At 66.1% G+C, this 14,721-nt stretch carries 13 protein-coding genes; 3 read left to right on the forward strand and 10 right to left on the reverse strand.

The genetic code is table 11. The features are described 5' to 3' along the window. Nucleotides 1-37: 37 nt before the first annotated feature. The 3 genes from AC6I6X_RS19595 to AC6I6X_RS19605 all read right to left on the reverse strand — a co-directional run bounded on the left by AC6I6X_RS19595 (nucleotide 38) and on the right by AC6I6X_RS19605 (nucleotide 3,105). Nucleotides 38-799 (reverse strand): hypothetical protein, encoded by a 762-nt coding sequence (locus AC6I6X_RS19595; RefSeq protein WP_497932248.1) that lies wholly within the window; start codon nucleotides 797-799, stop codon nucleotides 38-40. A 173-nt stretch (nucleotides 800-972) separates the two neighbouring features. Beyond that, nucleotides 973-1,953 (reverse strand): PLP-dependent cysteine synthase family protein, encoded by a 981-nt coding sequence (locus AC6I6X_RS19600; RefSeq protein ID WP_497932249.1) that lies wholly within the window; start codon nucleotides 1,951-1,953, stop codon nucleotides 973-975. A gap of 93 nt (nucleotides 1,954-2,046) precedes the next feature. Then, a complete protein-coding gene (locus AC6I6X_RS19605) occupies nucleotides 2,047-3,105 on the reverse strand; it encodes a Leu/Phe/Val dehydrogenase (protein WP_497932250.1) in 1,059 nt (352 codons plus the stop codon). 113 nt (nucleotides 3,106-3,218) lie between these two features. On the opposite strand from AC6I6X_RS19605, the gene AC6I6X_RS19610 reads away from it, so the two are divergent. Both AC6I6X_RS19610 and AC6I6X_RS19615 read left to right on the forward strand, forming a co-directional pair. Continuing rightward, complete coding sequence (locus AC6I6X_RS19610) at nucleotides 3,219-3,548, forward strand: VOC family protein (protein WP_497932251.1); 330 nt, start codon at nucleotides 3,219-3,221, stop codon at nucleotides 3,546-3,548. 45 nt (nucleotides 3,549-3,593) lie between these two features. Then, a complete protein-coding gene (locus AC6I6X_RS19615; RefSeq protein ID WP_497932252.1) occupies nucleotides 3,594-3,980 on the forward strand; it encodes a thioredoxin domain-containing protein in 387 nt (128 codons plus the stop codon). A gap of 22 nt (nucleotides 3,981-4,002) precedes the next feature. Here AC6I6X_RS19615 and AC6I6X_RS19620 read toward each other — a convergent pair whose 3' ends face one another. The 7 genes from AC6I6X_RS19620 to thyA all read right to left on the reverse strand — a co-directional run bounded on the left by AC6I6X_RS19620 (nucleotide 4,003) and on the right by thyA (nucleotide 13,979). Continuing rightward, nucleotides 4,003-6,177: a thioredoxin domain-containing protein gene (locus tag AC6I6X_RS19620; RefSeq protein WP_497932253.1), complete on the reverse strand. Its 2,175-nt coding sequence runs from the start codon at nucleotides 6,175-6,177 to the stop codon at nucleotides 4,003-4,005. A gap of 157 nt (nucleotides 6,178-6,334) precedes the next feature. Further along, the gene (gene acnA, locus AC6I6X_RS19625) at nucleotides 6,335-9,070 is read right to left on the reverse strand and encodes an aconitate hydratase AcnA (RefSeq protein ID WP_497932254.1); all 2,736 of its coding nucleotides are present in this window, start codon (nucleotides 9,068-9,070) and stop codon (nucleotides 6,335-6,337) included. A gap of 262 nt (nucleotides 9,071-9,332) precedes the next feature. Continuing rightward, nucleotides 9,333-9,935 carry a twin-arginine translocation signal domain-containing protein gene (locus AC6I6X_RS19630; protein ID WP_497932255.1) on the reverse strand — a complete coding sequence of 201 codons (603 nt, stop codon included), beginning with the start codon at nucleotides 9,933-9,935 and terminating at the stop codon, nucleotides 9,333-9,335. Nucleotides 9,936-10,615: 680 nt separating this feature from the next. Then, a complete protein-coding gene (locus AC6I6X_RS19635) occupies nucleotides 10,616-11,041 on the reverse strand; it encodes a calcium-binding protein (protein ID WP_497932256.1) in 426 nt (141 codons plus the stop codon). Between the two features lie 586 nt (nucleotides 11,042-11,627). Then, on the reverse strand, nucleotides 11,628-12,047 hold the full coding sequence (locus AC6I6X_RS19640; protein ID WP_497932257.1) for a calcium-binding protein: 420 nt from the start codon (nucleotides 12,045-12,047) through the stop codon (nucleotides 11,628-11,630). A 367-nt stretch (nucleotides 12,048-12,414) separates the two neighbouring features. Beyond that, on the reverse strand, nucleotides 12,415-12,966 hold the full coding sequence (locus AC6I6X_RS19645) for a dihydrofolate reductase (protein WP_497932258.1): 552 nt from the start codon (nucleotides 12,964-12,966) through the stop codon (nucleotides 12,415-12,417). Then, nucleotides 12,963-13,979, reverse strand: coding sequence for a thymidylate synthase (gene thyA / locus AC6I6X_RS19650; protein WP_497932259.1), 1,017 nt, complete (start codon nucleotides 13,977-13,979; stop codon nucleotides 12,963-12,965). The genes AC6I6X_RS19645 and thyA overlap by 4 nt, the downstream gene beginning before the upstream one ends. A 161-nt stretch (nucleotides 13,980-14,140) precedes the next feature. On the opposite strand from thyA, the gene AC6I6X_RS19655 reads away from it, so the two are divergent. Next, entirely contained in the window at nucleotides 14,141-14,584 is a 444-nt protein-coding gene (locus AC6I6X_RS19655) for a hypothetical protein (RefSeq protein ID WP_497932260.1), read from the forward strand. Nucleotides 14,585-14,721: the final 137 nt, after the last annotated feature.

The following is a 14,721-nucleotide window of genomic DNA, read 5'->3' on the forward strand; positions in this document are numbered from 1 at the left end:
GCGAGACGGATCGATCGCGTGACGTCGTGCGATCGGACTACGCCGAGGAGTCGTCGTCGGATTCGCTCTCGCCGTCCGATCCGTCGTCGGCGTCGCTACCGGACTCCGATACCGAGCGGGATTCCGAGGCCGATCCTTCGCTGCTGTCGAACCCCGTCTCGAACCCGTGCTCGGTCCCGTCCTGATCGACGATCGTGGCCGAAAGTTCGGATACCTCGTCGCCGGTCGGGGTGGCCCGGACGAGCTGTCCGACCGCCGTCAGCTGCTGTGCACAGGCCTCGTCCGGGCTGGATTCGTCGCTCACCCTCGCGGTGACGTCGATCGACTTCTCGCCGACGGTGACCTCGTCTACGACCAGTTCGTGACAGAGATCGGGTGCGCTGGCCTCCAGCGACACCAGCACCGACTCCTCGAACGACGTCTCGTCGACGAAGTCGGCGACGGCTTCGTCGTCGGTCGGGGTCCGGTCCGCGAGCCACTCGTCGATGTCGTCCCGGTCGAAGTGAATCTCGACGTCCGGCTCGTCCGGCGTCTCGGGGTACGTCAGCGACTGCGTCTCGTACCGGTCGGAGTCGTCGTCGCCGTCTCCGTTCTCGCCGTCTCCGTTCTCCCCGCCGTTCTCTTCGTCGGTCTCGTCCTCATCAGCGCCCGGATCGCCGTCGGTGTCGTCGGTCTCGTCGTCGGTCGTCCCCTGGGCCGAGTCGTCGGAGATACAGCCAGCGGTGAGTGCGAACAGGGCGGTCGTCGCACCGAGTACCGATCGGCGCGAGCGGCCGGGTCGATCGAAGGGTCGAGTCATCGTGTCCGGACGTACACAGCACTTGGTAAAAGGGATTGTTCAAGGTGAAAGAACGATTTCGGGTGCCGACCTCGATCGGGAACGGGTCGACTCATACGGATTGCTGTAACTATGTACCGCCGATCACCAGGACGGGGTCGGCGATCGGCGGTAATTGACTACAGCAGTCCGTATCACGCGACGTCGAAGAGGCCGGTCGAGAGGTAGCGCTCGCCGCTGTCCCAGAAGACGGTGACCACCAGCGGGCAGTCCTCGGTCGACCGGCCGCCGTCCGGTTCGGGCGTCGCCCGGTTCTCGAACGCGTCCGGCACGTCCGGGCAGTCCTGGGACGGGTCCGCGATCTCCTCGGCGATGCGCTGGGAGACGAGACTCGTCGCGCCGCTGGACTGGCCGACGAGGACCCCCTCCTCCCGGGCGAGACGGCGACACTCGTCCTCCGCGTCCTCGAGACGCACCGTCTCGACGCGATCGATCAGGTCCCGATCGAGGTTCTCGCTGACGAACCCGGGCCCCATGCCCTGGAAGTCGTCGTCGCCGGACTCACCGGTCGAGAGCACGGCGTTTCGTTCCGGTTCGACGGCGACGATGTCCATCTCCGGGAACTCCTCGCGGAGCCGTCGTCCGGTCCCCGAGAGGGTTCCGCCGGTGCCGACGCCGGCTACGAAGGCGTCGATCTCCCGATCGCCGACCTGTTCGACGATCTCCTCGCCGGTCGTACGGTAGTGGGCGTTCGGGTTGGCGGGGTTCTCGAACTGGCCGAGCTGGACCGCGCCCTCGGCCTCGAGTTCGTCCGCACGGGCGCGGGCGTCGGCCATCTCGCCCTCGACGAGTTCGAGTTCGGCGCCGTAGGCGGCCATGATCCGCCGGCGCTCCTCGGACTTCGAGGCCGGCATGACGATCGTGAGGTCGTATCCGCGGGCGGCGGCGACCAGCGCGAGCCCGATGCCGGTGTTCCCGCTCGTCGGTTCGACCAGCCAGTCGCCCGGCTCGATCAGGCCCTCCTGTTCGGCCGCCCGGACCATCTCGAGGGCGGGTCGGTCCTTGGCCGAGCCGCCGGGATTGAAGGACTCGATCTTGGCGGCGACGGTCACCCCCTCCGGCGAATCGACCTGGACGAGCGGCGACCCGATCGTCTCCAGGATGCTTCCCTTCATTGGCCCGCGGTAGGGTATCGAGACGTAAACCCGTAGTGGACCGAGGCAGGTCGTGCCGGTGTGTCGGCTTGCGGCGGCGGCAGGGGTCGGCGATTACCGCGTCGGAACCGCCGGCGTCACCCGCTCCGCGTCGTCGATCCGCGCCTCGGCGTACTCCTCGGCGGCCGCGAGCACCGTCGTGTCCCGGTCCTCGGCCCGCTCGATCATCTCCAGGAGCCGATCGCCGATCGCTTCGGCCTCCTCGTAGGCCTCCTCCCGACCCCCGCCGAGGTGTTCCTTGGCGACGGTGATGAGTCCGCCGGCGTTGATCACGTAGTCGGGAGCGTAGCGAATCCTCCGCTCGCGAAGCGCCTCCGCGTGGCGGCGCTCGGCGAGGACGTTGTTCGCCCCGCCGGCGACGACGTCGCACTCGAGACGGGGGATCGTCTCGTCGTTGACGACGCCGCCGATCGCACAGGGCGCGAAGACGTCGCAGGGCCGGTCGTAGACGGCGTCCGGGGCGACGACGTCGACGTCGTGGTCCACCGCGAACGACTCGACCGCGGCCTCGTCGACGTCGGAGACGATTACGGAGGCGTCCCGCGCGAGCAGTTCCTCGGCCAGCGATCGGCCGACCTTCCCCAGCCCCTGGACGACGACGTCGAGTCCCGCGACGGAATCCGATCCGTAGACGGACTCGGTGCAGGCGCGAATCCCGTGGAAGACGCCGTGGGCCGTGATCGGCGACGGATCGCCGAGACCCTCGCTCGTCCCGACGACGTGGTCCGTCTCGTGCGCGACGACGTCCATGTCCTCGACGCCGGTGTTGACGTCGACGGACGTGATGTAGCGCCCGCCCAGGCAGTCGACGGCCCGTCCGTACGCCTCGAACAGCGCCTCGGACTCGAGTTCCGCCGGATCGCCGAGGATGACGGCCTTGCCGCCGCCGAGCGGGAGGTCCGCGGCGGCCGCCTTGTACGTCATCGCCCGCGAGAGCCGGAGGACGTCCGTCAGCGCGTCCGCTTCCGTCTCGTAGTCCAGCAGTCGCGTGCCGCCGAGGCTCGGCCCCAGCGTCGTGTCGTGAATCGCGACGATCGTCCGCAGGCCGGTCTCGGGGTCCGTGAAGTACGATACCTGTTCGTGGCCGCCGTCCTCCATCGAGGGGAATACCATACCATATAATGCTTTGGTTTAGCGTAAAAATTGTACCGCTCCATCGTGCCGTCCGGAGGACCCGTCTGCCACGCTCCGGAACGATTTTTGGTTCCGCCGACTGACCTGTCGCCATGGACGGGATCGTCTTCTTCCGGACGGAGCGCCACGACGACGTGGTCGGGTTCTACCGCGACCTCGGCGCGACCGTCTGGCGCGAGCAGCCGGACTGTACCATCCTCGAAGCGGGTTCCTTCCGGTTCGGGTTCTGCGACCGAGAGACCGCCGACACCGAGGGGATCGTCACGTTCGTCTTCGACGAGCGGGCCGGCGTCGACGACGCGTACGACCGGCTTGCCGATCGGGCGGACGACGAGCCGCGGTTCAACGAGACGTACGACATCTACCAGTTTTTCGCCACGGATCCCGAGGGCCGGACCGTCGAGTTCCAGACGTTCGAGTGACCGCTGACCACCGTCGTTAAGCCCCCGGCCACGTAACCCGCGAGTATGACTCTCGAAACCATGCGACCGAATCCGACGTGGGACGCCGCCTCGTACGAAGATACCGTCGACACGCTCGCGGCCCACCGCGACGAACTGACCTACAGGGTCTGGGGCGGCGACTGGTGCAAGGACTGCCGCGCGCTCCTGCCCGACCTCGCAGCCGCCCTCGAAGCGGCCGAAGTCCCCGACGATCGGATCGAGGAAATCGCCGTCGACCAGGACAAGCAGGGACCGGGTGTCGACGAGTACGGTATCGAGTACATCCCGACGATCGTGGTCGAGAACGACGAAGGAGAGGAAGTCGTCCGCTTCGTCGAGGAAGAGACGGTCCCACCCGCCGTCTGGTTGGCCCAGGAACTCGAAGCGGAACTCGAAGCCGAAACGGCCTGAAGACCGCCCCGGACGGACTCGCTCAGAACGGAACGTCTTCTTCCGGTTCCGATCCGTCGTCCGACCCGCTCGCCCGATCGCTCATCCACTCGATCGCGTCGTCGACGTCGGTGGTCGGCGGCGAACACGTCCGATCGCGACAGACGTACAGCGTCGGCTCTCCGTCGCGCGCCTCGCGGCCGGCCCAGATCGCGGGCGCGTCCGCGAGGCCGAGTCGATCGAGCCACGATTCGAGGCCGTCGTCGGTCGGCGGCCGCGGGGCGAACAGTCGGTCCGGCAAGTACCGCTCGGCGAAGCGATCGTCCCACTCGTCCGGCACTTCGTCGGCGGCGATCGTGACCTCGAGCGCTCCCGACTCGAGCCGATCGGCGGCGAGACAGAGCGTGGCGTGCTGGTGCGGGTCGGATTCCAGTCGGCCGGCGTGGGTCTCGAGGACGCTCGACGCGATCGATTCGAAGTCCTCCTCGGCGAACGAATCTAGCGCGAGCAGCGTCTCGACGGCCACGCCCGCGGCCGAGGGCGTCGACTGGTCACCCAGTTCCTGGGGCCGGGTGACCAGCGACTCGCCGCTCTCGGGCGTGAAGTACAGCGTTCCGCGATCGGCGTCCCAGAACTCGTCCTCGATCACCCGCGCGAGGTCGAGCGCGAACGCGAGGTGGTCGACCTCGCCGGTGACCTCGTAACAGTGCAACGCGCCGCGGGCGAGGAACGCGTAGTCCTCGAGGTAGCCGTCGATCGCGACGTCGTCGTCCTTGAATCGGCGCGAGAGCCGCCTCGCCTCGGCGTCCCAGAGCCGATCGCGGACGAACTCGAGGGCGTCGACGGCCATGGTGGCGTAGTCGTCCTCGCGGAGCACGAACGCGGCCTCCGCGCAGGTCGATATCGTGAGGCCGTTCCAGCCCGCGAGCACCTTCTCGTCGCGGTTCGGGTGGGGACGCTCCGCTCGCGCCTCGAAGACGACCTCCCGCGCGGATTCGAGTCGCTCCGCGACCTCGCTCTCGTCGAGGTCGTGCTCGGACGCGAGGGCGTCGATCGACGCCGCGACGTTCGGCTGGTTCTGCCCCTCGAAATTGCCCGACTCCGTGATATCGTAGCGCGCACAGAACAGGTCGGCATCGGTTTCGTCGTCGAGGATCTCGCGGATCTCGTCGGGCGTCCAGACGTAGAAGGCACCCTCCTCGCGCTCCCCGTTCTCGTCCAGACTCTGGGCGTCGAGGGTGCTGAAGAAGCCGCCCTCCTCGTGCGTGAGTTCGCGATCGACGAATTCGAGCGTCTCGCGAGTGACCTCGGCGTAGCGCTCCTCGCCGGTTAGCTGGTAGCCGGCGAGCATCGCCCGCGGAATCTCCGCGTTGTCGTACAGCATCTTCTCGAAGTGAGGGACCGTCCAGTCCCGATCGACGCAGTAGCGGTGGAACCCGCCGCCGACGTGGTCGTAGAGACCCCCATCGGCCATCGCGTCGAGCGTCTCCGCCAGCACCGCGCGGTACTCGTCGCGACCGGTCCGATCGTACGCCCGGGCGAGCACCCGAAGCCGCGCGGGCTGTGGGAACTTGGGCCCGCCGGAGCCGAATCCACCGTACTCCCGATCGGCGCTCCGGAGGGCCGCGTCGGCGGCCGTCTCCAGGACCTCGCTCGAGGGCGGCTCCGCTGCCCCGACCGACTCGGGGGTCTCCTCGAGTCGATCGCGCGCGGCCGCGGTCCACTGGTCGGCCCGGTTCTCCATCTCCGTCCGATCGGCCGGATCCTGCCAGGACTCGCTGACCCGATCGAGCAGGTCGAGAAAGCCCGGCTGGCCGCGTTTGGCTTCCTTCGGGAAGTAGGTCCCGACGTAGAACGGCTTCCCCTCGGGGGTGAGCCACGCGGAGAGCGGCCAGCCGCCGCCACCGGAGACGAGCTGGCAGACGGTCATGTAGATCGAGTCGACGTCCGGGCGCTCCTCCCGATCGACCTTGATCGGGACGAAGTGCTCGTTGAGTACCTCGGCGACGTCCTCGTCGGCGAAGCTCTCCTCCTCCATGACGTGACACCAGTGACACGCCGAGTAGCCGATCGAGAGGAAGATCGGGACGTCGTGCTCGCGAGCGGTTTCCAGGGCCTGTTCGTCCCACGGCTGCCAGTTGACGGGGTTGTCCGCGTGCTGGCGCAGGTACGGGCTCTCCTCCTCGTCGAGCCGATTGCGCTCGGTTGGCTGGGTCATACGGACCTCTACGGGGAGCGGCGGCAAAAGACCGGCGCGTGGTCCGTGGGTTGTCGTGAGCGACGCGGGCGGTACGACACGGTCGCACGGCTCGCGAATCGAACGGCAAAATAGACGATGAGACGATGTCGACGGTTTTCGGCGAACGATTGCCCGATCAGGCCGCTTCTTCCTGGAGCAGGCGCCGGAGCACGAGGTGCAGGACGCCGCCGTTCTCGACGTACTCGACGGCGGCGGGCGTGCCGACCTGTGCGGTCACGTCGAACTCCGTCGTCTCGCCGTCCTCGTCCTCGGCGATCACGGTGAGTTCCTCGTTCGGTTCGAGTCCGTCGTCGAGGCCGCGGATCTCGAAGTACTCGCTCCCGTCGAGGTCGAGTTGCTCCCAGCCGTCGCCCTCGGCGAACTGCAGGGGCAGGACGCCCATGCCGATCAGGTTGTCCCGGTAGATCCGCTCGTAGCTCTCGGCGATCGTCGCGCGGATCCCGAGCAGGTCGGTGCCCTTGGCCGCCCAGTCGCGGCTGGACCCGGTCCCGAACTCCTCGCCCGCCATGACGACCAGCGGGGTGTCCTCGTCGCGGTAGCGCTCGCTGGCCTCGAAGACGGTGGTCTCCTCGTCCGTCGGGTGGTGGATGGTGTAGCCGCCCTCCTTCCCGTCCAACATCTGGTTCTCGATCCGGACGTTCGCGAAGGTGCCGCGCATCATGACCTCGTGGTTTCCGCGGCGGGAGCCGTAGGTGTTGAACTCGTACGGTTCGACGCCGCGCTCTTTGAGCCACTGACCCGCGGGCAGGTCCTCGCCGAACGGCCCGGCGGGGCTGATGTGGTCGGTCGTGACGGTGTCACCGAGGGTGAGCAGACAGCGGGCGTCCGCGATGTCCTCCACGCCGGGTTCCTCGAGCGGGAAGTCCTGGAAGAACGGCGGCTCCCGGATGTACGTCGACTCGGGATCCCAGTCGTAGACCTCGCCGGTCGGCGCGTCGAGGGCTTCCCAGCGATCGTCGCCCTCGAAGACGCTCGCGTACTTCTCCTCGAACATCTCGGGGGAGACGCTGTCGTGGATCGTCTCGCGCACCTCCTCCGGGTCCGGCCAGACGTCCTCCAGGTAGACCGGTTCGCCCTCGGCGTTCGTCCCGATCGGCTCCTCCTCGAGGTCGATATCCATCCGGCCCGCGAGTCCGTAGGCGACGACCAGCGGCGGACTCGCGAGGTAGTTCGCACGGATCTTGGGATGGATGCGCGCCTCGAAGTTACGGTTGCCCGAGAGGACGCTGGTCGTCCACAGGTCGTGTTCGTCGATGGCGGCCTCGATCGGTTCGGGGAGCGGGCCCGCGTTGCCGATACAGGTGGTACAGCCGTAGCCGACGACGTGGTAGCCCAGTTCCTCCAGGTCGTCGAGCAGGTCTGCCTGCTCGAGGTACTCCGTGACGACCTTGCTCCCGGGCGCGAGGCTGGTCTTGACGTACTCGGGCACCTCGAGGCCCTGCTCGGCGGCGTTGCGCGCGAGCAATCCCGCGGCGACCATCACCGACGGGTTCGAGGTGTTCGTACAGGAGGTGATCGCGCTGACGAGGACGTCGCCGTGGCCGATCTCGACCTCGGTGCCGTCCTCCAGTTCCACGGGGACCTTCTCGTCGAGGGCGGGTGAGGTCTCCGTGACCAGTCCGCCGTCGCCGGTGGCGGCCCCGCCGTCGATGACGCCCTCTTCCTCGAGCAGCGTCGGGAAGTGCTCGTCGAGGTCGCCCATCGGGATGCGCGAGTGGGGCTTCTTGTGCCCGGCGAGGCTGGGTTCGACGTCGCCGAGGTCGAACTCGACGACCTCGGTGAACTCCGGATCGTGCTCGCCGAACAGCCCCTGGGCCTCGAGGTACTCGCGGACCAGTTCGATGTGGTCCTCGTCGCGGCCGGTGAGTTCGAGGTAGTCCAGCGTCTTCTCGTCGACCGGGAACATGCTGATCGTCGACCCCTGCTCGGGCGCCATGTTCGCGATCGTCGCCCGATCGGCGACCGAGAGCTGCGAGACGCCGGGGCCGTAGAACTCGACGAACTTGTCGACGACGCCCACCTGACGGAGTTTCTCGGTGATGTGGAGCACGAGGTCGGTCGCGGTCGCGCCCTCCGGCAGTTCGCCGGTGAGTTCGACGCCGACGACCTCGGGGAGGGTCATCGTGATCGGCTGGCCGAGCAACGCGGCCTCGGCCTCGATGCCGCCGACCCCCCAGCCGACGACGCCGATGCCGCCGATCATCGGAGTGTGGCTGTCGGTGCCGACGAGCGTGTCGGGCAGGAGCCACTGCTCGCCGTCCTCCTCGCGTGCGTGGACGACGCGTCCGAGGTGTTCCAGGTTGACCTGGTGGACGATCCCGGTTCCCGGCGGGACCACGTTGAAGTCCTCGAAGGCCTGTTCGGCCCACTTGATCGCGCGGTAGCGCTCCTCGTTGCGCTCGTACTCGAGTTCGACGTTCTTCTCGTAGGCGTCCTCGCTCCCGAAGTAGTCGACCTGGACGCTGTGGTCGATCACGAGGTCGCAGGGGACCTCGGGTTCGACGCGGGTCGGGTCGACGCCCTTGCGATCGGCGGCCGAGCGAAGCGCCGCGAGGTCGACGACCGCGGGGACGCCCGTCAGGTCCTGCAGGACGACCCGCGAGGGCTGGAACGGAACCTCCGCGTCGGGAACGTCCGGTTCCCACGACGCCGCGTTCCGGACGTCCGCTTCGGTCACTCGTTCGCCGTCCACGTTCCGGAGCACCGATTCGAGCAGCACTCGGATGCTCACGGGTAGTTTCTCGAGGTCACAGAGCCCCTGATCCTCGAGCACCGTGAGATCGGCCATCTTGTACGTCTCGCCGTCGTGTTCGAACTCCCGGATGGCGTCCGAAACCTCGTCAGTTGCCATATTCGACCTAGTAAGTCACCACATTTGAATCCCCCGAGAATCTTCTGTACGTACCTTATACACCCCGTATTTGTCGGAATGTGATGTAGTAACACGGCCGGAGTCGGAAGACTCTCCAACACGGACAGCACGACGGCCCGGGAGCCACGGTCGATCGCACGAGGTGGCCGTCGGACTGGATCGGTTCTCGAGGCTGTTGCGCTCGGTCGCGCGCGAAAAAACGGGAAAATGGATCGGAACGGCGCGAGAACGGGGTGGTGCGTCAGTTGCCGCCGCCGTCGCCGCCGCCGCCGCCGCCGCCGTTACCGCCGCCATCTCCGCCGCCGTTACCGCCGCCATCTGTGGCGTTCTCGTCTTCTGCGGCGCCGTCTTCTTCTTCTTCCATGTCGCCGTCTTCTTCCTCGCCGTTGCCGTTACCGCCGTCGTCGGCGGACGCACCGGGGGTAACCTCGATCAGGTCGATCGCGGCGTCACGGAACTCACCGTCCTCACCCATCGTCGCGCTGTCACCGGAGCTGAGCGTGCCGTTCTCCTCGAAGACGAAGCCCCACGTCGGGGCGTCCACACCCAGGTCGTAGCTGATGATGTACGCGTCCCAGTCGTCGGGGTCGTCAAACACGTCGTCTGCCGACCCGGACTCCTCGATCAGGTCCTCTTTCGTTGCCGTGTTCAGCGCCGAGACGACCGTGAAGTCCTGGCCGGGCAGGTAGTCGTCACCGTACACGAGCACCTGGTCGGTGTCGTCCTGGGCGGCAGCAGTTCCTGTTGCGCCTGCGCCGAGGGCGAGCGCCGTCGTGGCGAGCGCTCCCTTCTTCATGAACGAGCGTCTCGAGTCGTCGAATAGTCCGCTATCTTCTTCTGTCATGTCTCTCACCTAAGTCCCCTCTTCGGGGTAGACCTTTCTTGACCCAATTTTCGCATAAGTCAGCCCCATTGTTTCACCGTCTAAGACGAACTGAAATCACAGATACACCTCCAACAGGCCCTATACGACCTATTTTCGGTGCTTTCCGACGTCGCGGAATTCGGATGTCAACAATGGTTGTTTATCGATCGAAACGGGGTTCGGAAGGCGTGGTTCAGTCCGTTACTGTTCCTGATATGTAGGCGTCGTATGCGCGCCGATCGGGATCCCTTGCTTCGCCCACCGGGATAGCCGATTGGGGCCCCTAAGGCGGTTTATCGAGCGATTTAAGGCGATAGGGGCGGAGTACGGAACCCCTCATATAGCAAAACAAATGCTTTCCTCGGACTATCACCGGGAAAATCAGCACCGAAAAACGGTCACAGTCCGTGACTATCATCGGTTCGGAGGGGGTTCGAACTGGCCCCCATCGAACGGGTGCGACCGCCGGCGCGTCGGGCGTCGTTCGGGACGCGGTGAAGCGGGGCCTACTTATCGGTACTGACGATCGTCGCACAACTGGGAATGGCGAGAAAAGATCCGCTCGGATCCACACGGGTTGCTGTACCGATGTGCCGGCGCAACCACCACCCGCTTATGAATGCGCCGGAACAGACGGACAGCAATCCGTATCTGTTCGATTACAGCTCGACCTCGACCAGCCCCAGTCGGGACCTGCGGAACGCTCCGTCTTCGCCTAACGTTTCGCTGTCGCCAGCGCTGAGGTCAGCATCCTCCGTAAACAGGATTCCCCACGAGGGGGCTTCCACACCCAAATCGAAGTCGACGATGAACGCGTCCCAGTCGTCCACGTCGTCGAACACGTCGTCTGCCGCTCCGGAATCCTCGATCAGTTCCTCAAGTGTTCTCGTTTCCAGTTCTGCGATGACGTCGAAGTCGACGTCGGGCCGGTAGTCCGCTTCGAGTACGATCACGAGGTCGTCTTCCTGGGCGGCGGCGGTCCCTGCCGTCGCGGCTGCGCCGAGCGCGACTCCCGTCGTTGCGAGCGCCCCTTTTTTTACGGCCGAGTGACTTGCGTCTGACTGTTCGTTAGTTTCTTTTGACATGTCTCTCACCTGTGTCCCCCCGTTTAGGGTAGGCGGTTCTTGACCTAATTTCGCATAAGTGAGGGCCATTGTTTCACCGACCAAGACGACCTGTACTCGAAGAACCGCCCTATTATGACCGGACGAGAGGTGTTCGGCGATCGACGACCCTGCGATCGCTGACCGACGCCGAGGATCGCGTATCGATCGAAACACCCCTCCGATAGTGCGCTCTCACCCGTTAACCGAGTTTAGCGCGGTGATCGTCCGAACCGACACGTCGCGACGACGGTGGGGCCGACGCCGTTCCGGCGGAGTGGGGCCCACGGAGAGCGTCGTCCCGGCAATAGCACGTTGGAATTTCAAGAAATCGAGACCGTTTCGTTTCCCGAACGTTCGCTCGGGGTCTCGTCGCGGAAACGTATCACGTCCCCTGATCCTTCCCGGTCTCGGACGGCGGTCCTATGCGGGACCGTTCGAGCAGTCGCGACCGTCGACGCGTCGGGTGTCGTTCGGAACAGCGGGGAGGGGGCAGTACTGTCGGTACGGGCGACCGTCGCGCAACAGGGACGTGAAAAGAAACACTCCGATCGAGTTCAGTTCGGGATCACAGTTCGACCTCGATCACGTTCAGTTGGGCGTCACGGAAATCGCCGTCGTCGCCCATCGTCTCGCTGTCGCCGGGATCGAGGTCGACGTCCTCGGTAAACAGAACGCCCCACATCGGGGCATCCCCGTCGGTGTCGGAACTGATGACGTACGCGTCCCAGTCGTCGGGGTCGTCGAAGAGGTCGCCACCGGCGTCGTCGATCAGATCTTCTTTCGTTGCGGTCTCCAGCGACGAGATGACCTCGAAGTCGAGGTCGGGCCGATAGTCGTCTCCTAATACGACGACGAGATCGTCGTCGTCGTCATCCTGGGCAGCGGCGGTCGCCGCTGTCGCACCTGCGCCGAGGGTGAGCCCCGTCGCGGCGAGCGCTTCTTTCGGCAGTTTTCCATCGGATCGTCCAGTAATTTCGTCTGACATGTCTCTCACCTTCGTTCCCCTGTTCGGGGTAGGCGATTCTTGCTCCAGTTTCGGATAAGTCGGCCCCATTGTTTCACCGTCCAAGACGACCTGTACCCGAAGAACGACCCTATTAGGTCCTTGGCTCCTCGGGTTCCGCCTCGTCGATTCGCCGATCGATCGATTCCGGCCGCGATCGGGGACGGTCGCAGTCGGGTTCCGTCGGCGCGGGCGGCCCAAAAACGAGTGATTGTGTGGTCGGAGACTGGTCACGACACCGGCCCGCAGGCGGTGTGGACGTCCAGCGATCGGGTCGCGTTGCCACCGTCGATCCCGGATCGGGGACGGGATCGTTACGGCTCGGCGGCCGGGACACCGATCGAAGCGGTCACTCGCGGCGGACGTACTCGACGAACGCGAACCCGTCGCGGTCGTCGCGAGAGACCTCCCGAAACGACTCCCGGTCCCACGCCGGAAACTGCGTGTCACCGTCGGGCGCGTCGTGAACCTCGGTGAGGATCAGCCGATCGATCGCGGGCAGGAACTGCTCGTACACCGACGCCCCGCCGGCGACGAACGCCCGATCGGTGCCCTCGTGGCGCTCGCGGGCCGCGGTTTCGGCCGCCTCGATCGCGCCCTCGAGGTCGGACGCCACGACCGCGTTCTCGGGCGTCTCGAGGTCCCGACTCGTCAGGACGATCGTCGTCCGTCCGGGGAGCGGTTCGCCGAGGGCCGCGACGATCCCCTCGTAGGTAACCCGTCCCATGATGACGGGATGGTCCATCGTCGTCTCCTTGAAGTGTGCGAGATCCGCGGGGATGTGCCACGGCATCTCGCCGTCCCGGCCGATGACGCCGTTCGCCGCGACGGCGGCGATCGCGACGAGTTCGAGGTCGGTCTCGCGAACGGCCGCGGGGAGGGACTCGCGAGACGCGGTCATTCGGCCACCGAGAAGGCGATCCCCTCGTGGGAGTCGTACCCGCGCAACTGGACGTCCTCGTAGCTGAGGTCGTCGATCGACGTCGCCGCGAGGTCGAGGGTCGGTCGGTCGAGCGGTTCCCGCGACAGCTGTTCGAGCAGCCCGGGGACGTGATCGAGTCGCTCGTCGCCCTCGGCCTCCGGCGGCGCTTCGGCCTCGAGCCACGCTTTGACGTCCAGATACTCGTCCCGATCGTCGACGTCGGCGAGTCGGGACTGCAGTTCGTCGAGATGTTCGCCGTACCACTCCCCCCGATCGCCGCGGCCGCAGTAGACGTGCGCGTCGACGACGGTGTGTGCGAACGTGCCGGGTTCGAAGCCGGTCTGCTGGGCGACGACCTCTGTGAGGAGCGCGTAGGCGGCGATGTTGAACGGGATTCCCAGCGCCGTGTCACCCGAGCGCTGCGTGAGGTGGCAGTTCAGCCGATCGCCCTGGACGTTGAAGACGAACGAGTAGTGACAGGGCGGGAGCGTCGAGACGGCCGCGTTGGCGGGGTGCCACGCGTTCACGACGAGTCGTCGTGAGTTCGGGCTGTCCGAGAGCGTGTCGATCACGTACTGTAACTGGTCGAACGTGCGGCGGCCGTCGTCCTCGACGGTGACCCACCGGTTGGCGTCGTCCGGCCAGGACTCGCCGTCGAGTTGCGCGTCGTCCTCCGGAACCGGGTACCGCCGCCAGAAGCGGCCGTAGGCGGTGTCGAGCCGGCCCTCCTCGTCGGCCCACGCGTCCCAGATCTTCGTCTCCTCGCGGAGATTGCGGATGTGTTCCTCGCCGGAGAGATACCAGCAGACCTCGTGAAGCATCGAGTCCCACCGGTAGCCGTCCATCTCCTTCGTCGTGAGCAGGGGATACCCCTTCCCGAGGTCGACCTCGTAGTGCTCGCTGAACGAGGAAATCGTGTCGACGCCGGTCCGGTTGGGCTTGTAGGTGCCCCCGGTGAATACCGAATCGACGAGATCGAGGTACTGTCGCATTGGAAGTCACGTTCAGACCGTGCGAATTTATCGGTATCGGTCCCCGGCCCGGTGGGTCGGCGAACGGGATCACCGCAACCGCTCGGGACCGCGTCCAGTCCGTTCTTCTTGACTGCAGTCGCGGTCCGGATTTTAGTGCGATCACGGTGAGCTAGTCGATAGTGAGACTCGAGGCGCTCGTTCGGGACGAGCGGGTAAACGCTGCGATCGGCTGGCTGCTACTCGGTGTCGTCGCATTCGACGGGATCGAAGGCGTACTGCGGGACGTGCCGCTCTGGGGCGGGTTCGAGCTACTCGTCGTCGCCGTGGCATCGATACCGGCGGTGTCGGTCCGTGATTGGACGGCCATGGTTCCCTGGCCGCTCCTCTCGGTCGCCGCACTCGCCGTCATCGGCGTCTTCCTCCTCGCGATCGGCGTCTTCTGGGACGTTCTGGAGTTCGCCCTCGGCGGGGTTGCAGTCACCGTCTACGGGATCGACGATATCGTGACGGATTTCGTGTTCAACGCGGTCGGATCGGTGATCGTAGCGGTCTGGGGGACCGGTTACGTGGGCGAGCTCGTCGGGTTCTTCAGACGGCGGCTTCGCTCCGAACCCGAAAACTAGGCTCGGCGGGCCGCTGGAGCGAGACTGATCGACGGCGCTTCCGAACGACTGCAAACGCCAGCACGACTACTATCCGTACAGGAAGTGAACGACCGCTCACCCGAGAGGGAATCTGATTCAGCATGAGCGATCAGTCC

The organism is Halosolutus sp. YCN4 (assembly GCF_059736495.1).

Bases quoted from the DNA above. Each gene is read 5' to 3' on its own strand.
- AC6I6X_RS19645 (WP_497932258.1), bottom strand. From the start codon at position 12,966: ATGACCGCGTCTCGCGAGTCCCTCCCCGCGGCCGTTCGCGAGACCGAC.
- acnA (WP_497932254.1), bottom strand. From the start codon at position 9,070: ATGGCAACTGACGAGGTTTCGGACGCCATCCGGGAGTTCGAACACGAC.
- AC6I6X_RS19605 (WP_497932250.1), bottom strand. From the start codon at position 3,105: ATGGTATTCCCCTCGATGGAGGACGGCGGCCACGAACAGGTATCGTAC.
- AC6I6X_RS19600 (WP_497932249.1), bottom strand. From the start codon at position 1,953: ATGAAGGGAAGCATCCTGGAGACGATCGGGTCGCCGCTCGTCCAGGTC.
- AC6I6X_RS19615 (WP_497932252.1), top strand. From the start codon at position 3,594: ATGACTCTCGAAACCATGCGACCGAATCCGACGTGGGACGCCGCCTCG.
- AC6I6X_RS19620 (WP_497932253.1), bottom strand. From the start codon at position 6,177: ATGACCCAGCCAACCGAGCGCAATCGGCTCGACGAGGAGGAGAGCCCG.
- AC6I6X_RS19635 (WP_497932256.1), bottom strand. From the start codon at position 11,041: ATGTCAAAAGAAACTAACGAACAGTCAGACGCAAGTCACTCGGCCGTA.
- AC6I6X_RS19640 (WP_497932257.1), bottom strand. From the start codon at position 12,047: ATGTCAGACGAAATTACTGGACGATCCGATGGAAAACTGCCGAAAGAA.
- AC6I6X_RS19610 (WP_497932251.1), top strand. From the start codon at position 3,219: ATGGACGGGATCGTCTTCTTCCGGACGGAGCGCCACGACGACGTGGTC.
- thyA (WP_497932259.1), bottom strand. From the start codon at position 13,979: ATGCGACAGTACCTCGATCTCGTCGATTCGGTATTCACCGGGGGCACC.
- AC6I6X_RS19630 (WP_497932255.1), bottom strand. From the start codon at position 9,935: ATGACAGAAGAAGATAGCGGACTATTCGACGACTCGAGACGCTCGTTC.
- AC6I6X_RS19595 (WP_497932248.1), bottom strand. From the start codon at position 799: ATGACTCGACCCTTCGATCGACCCGGCCGCTCGCGCCGATCGGTACTC.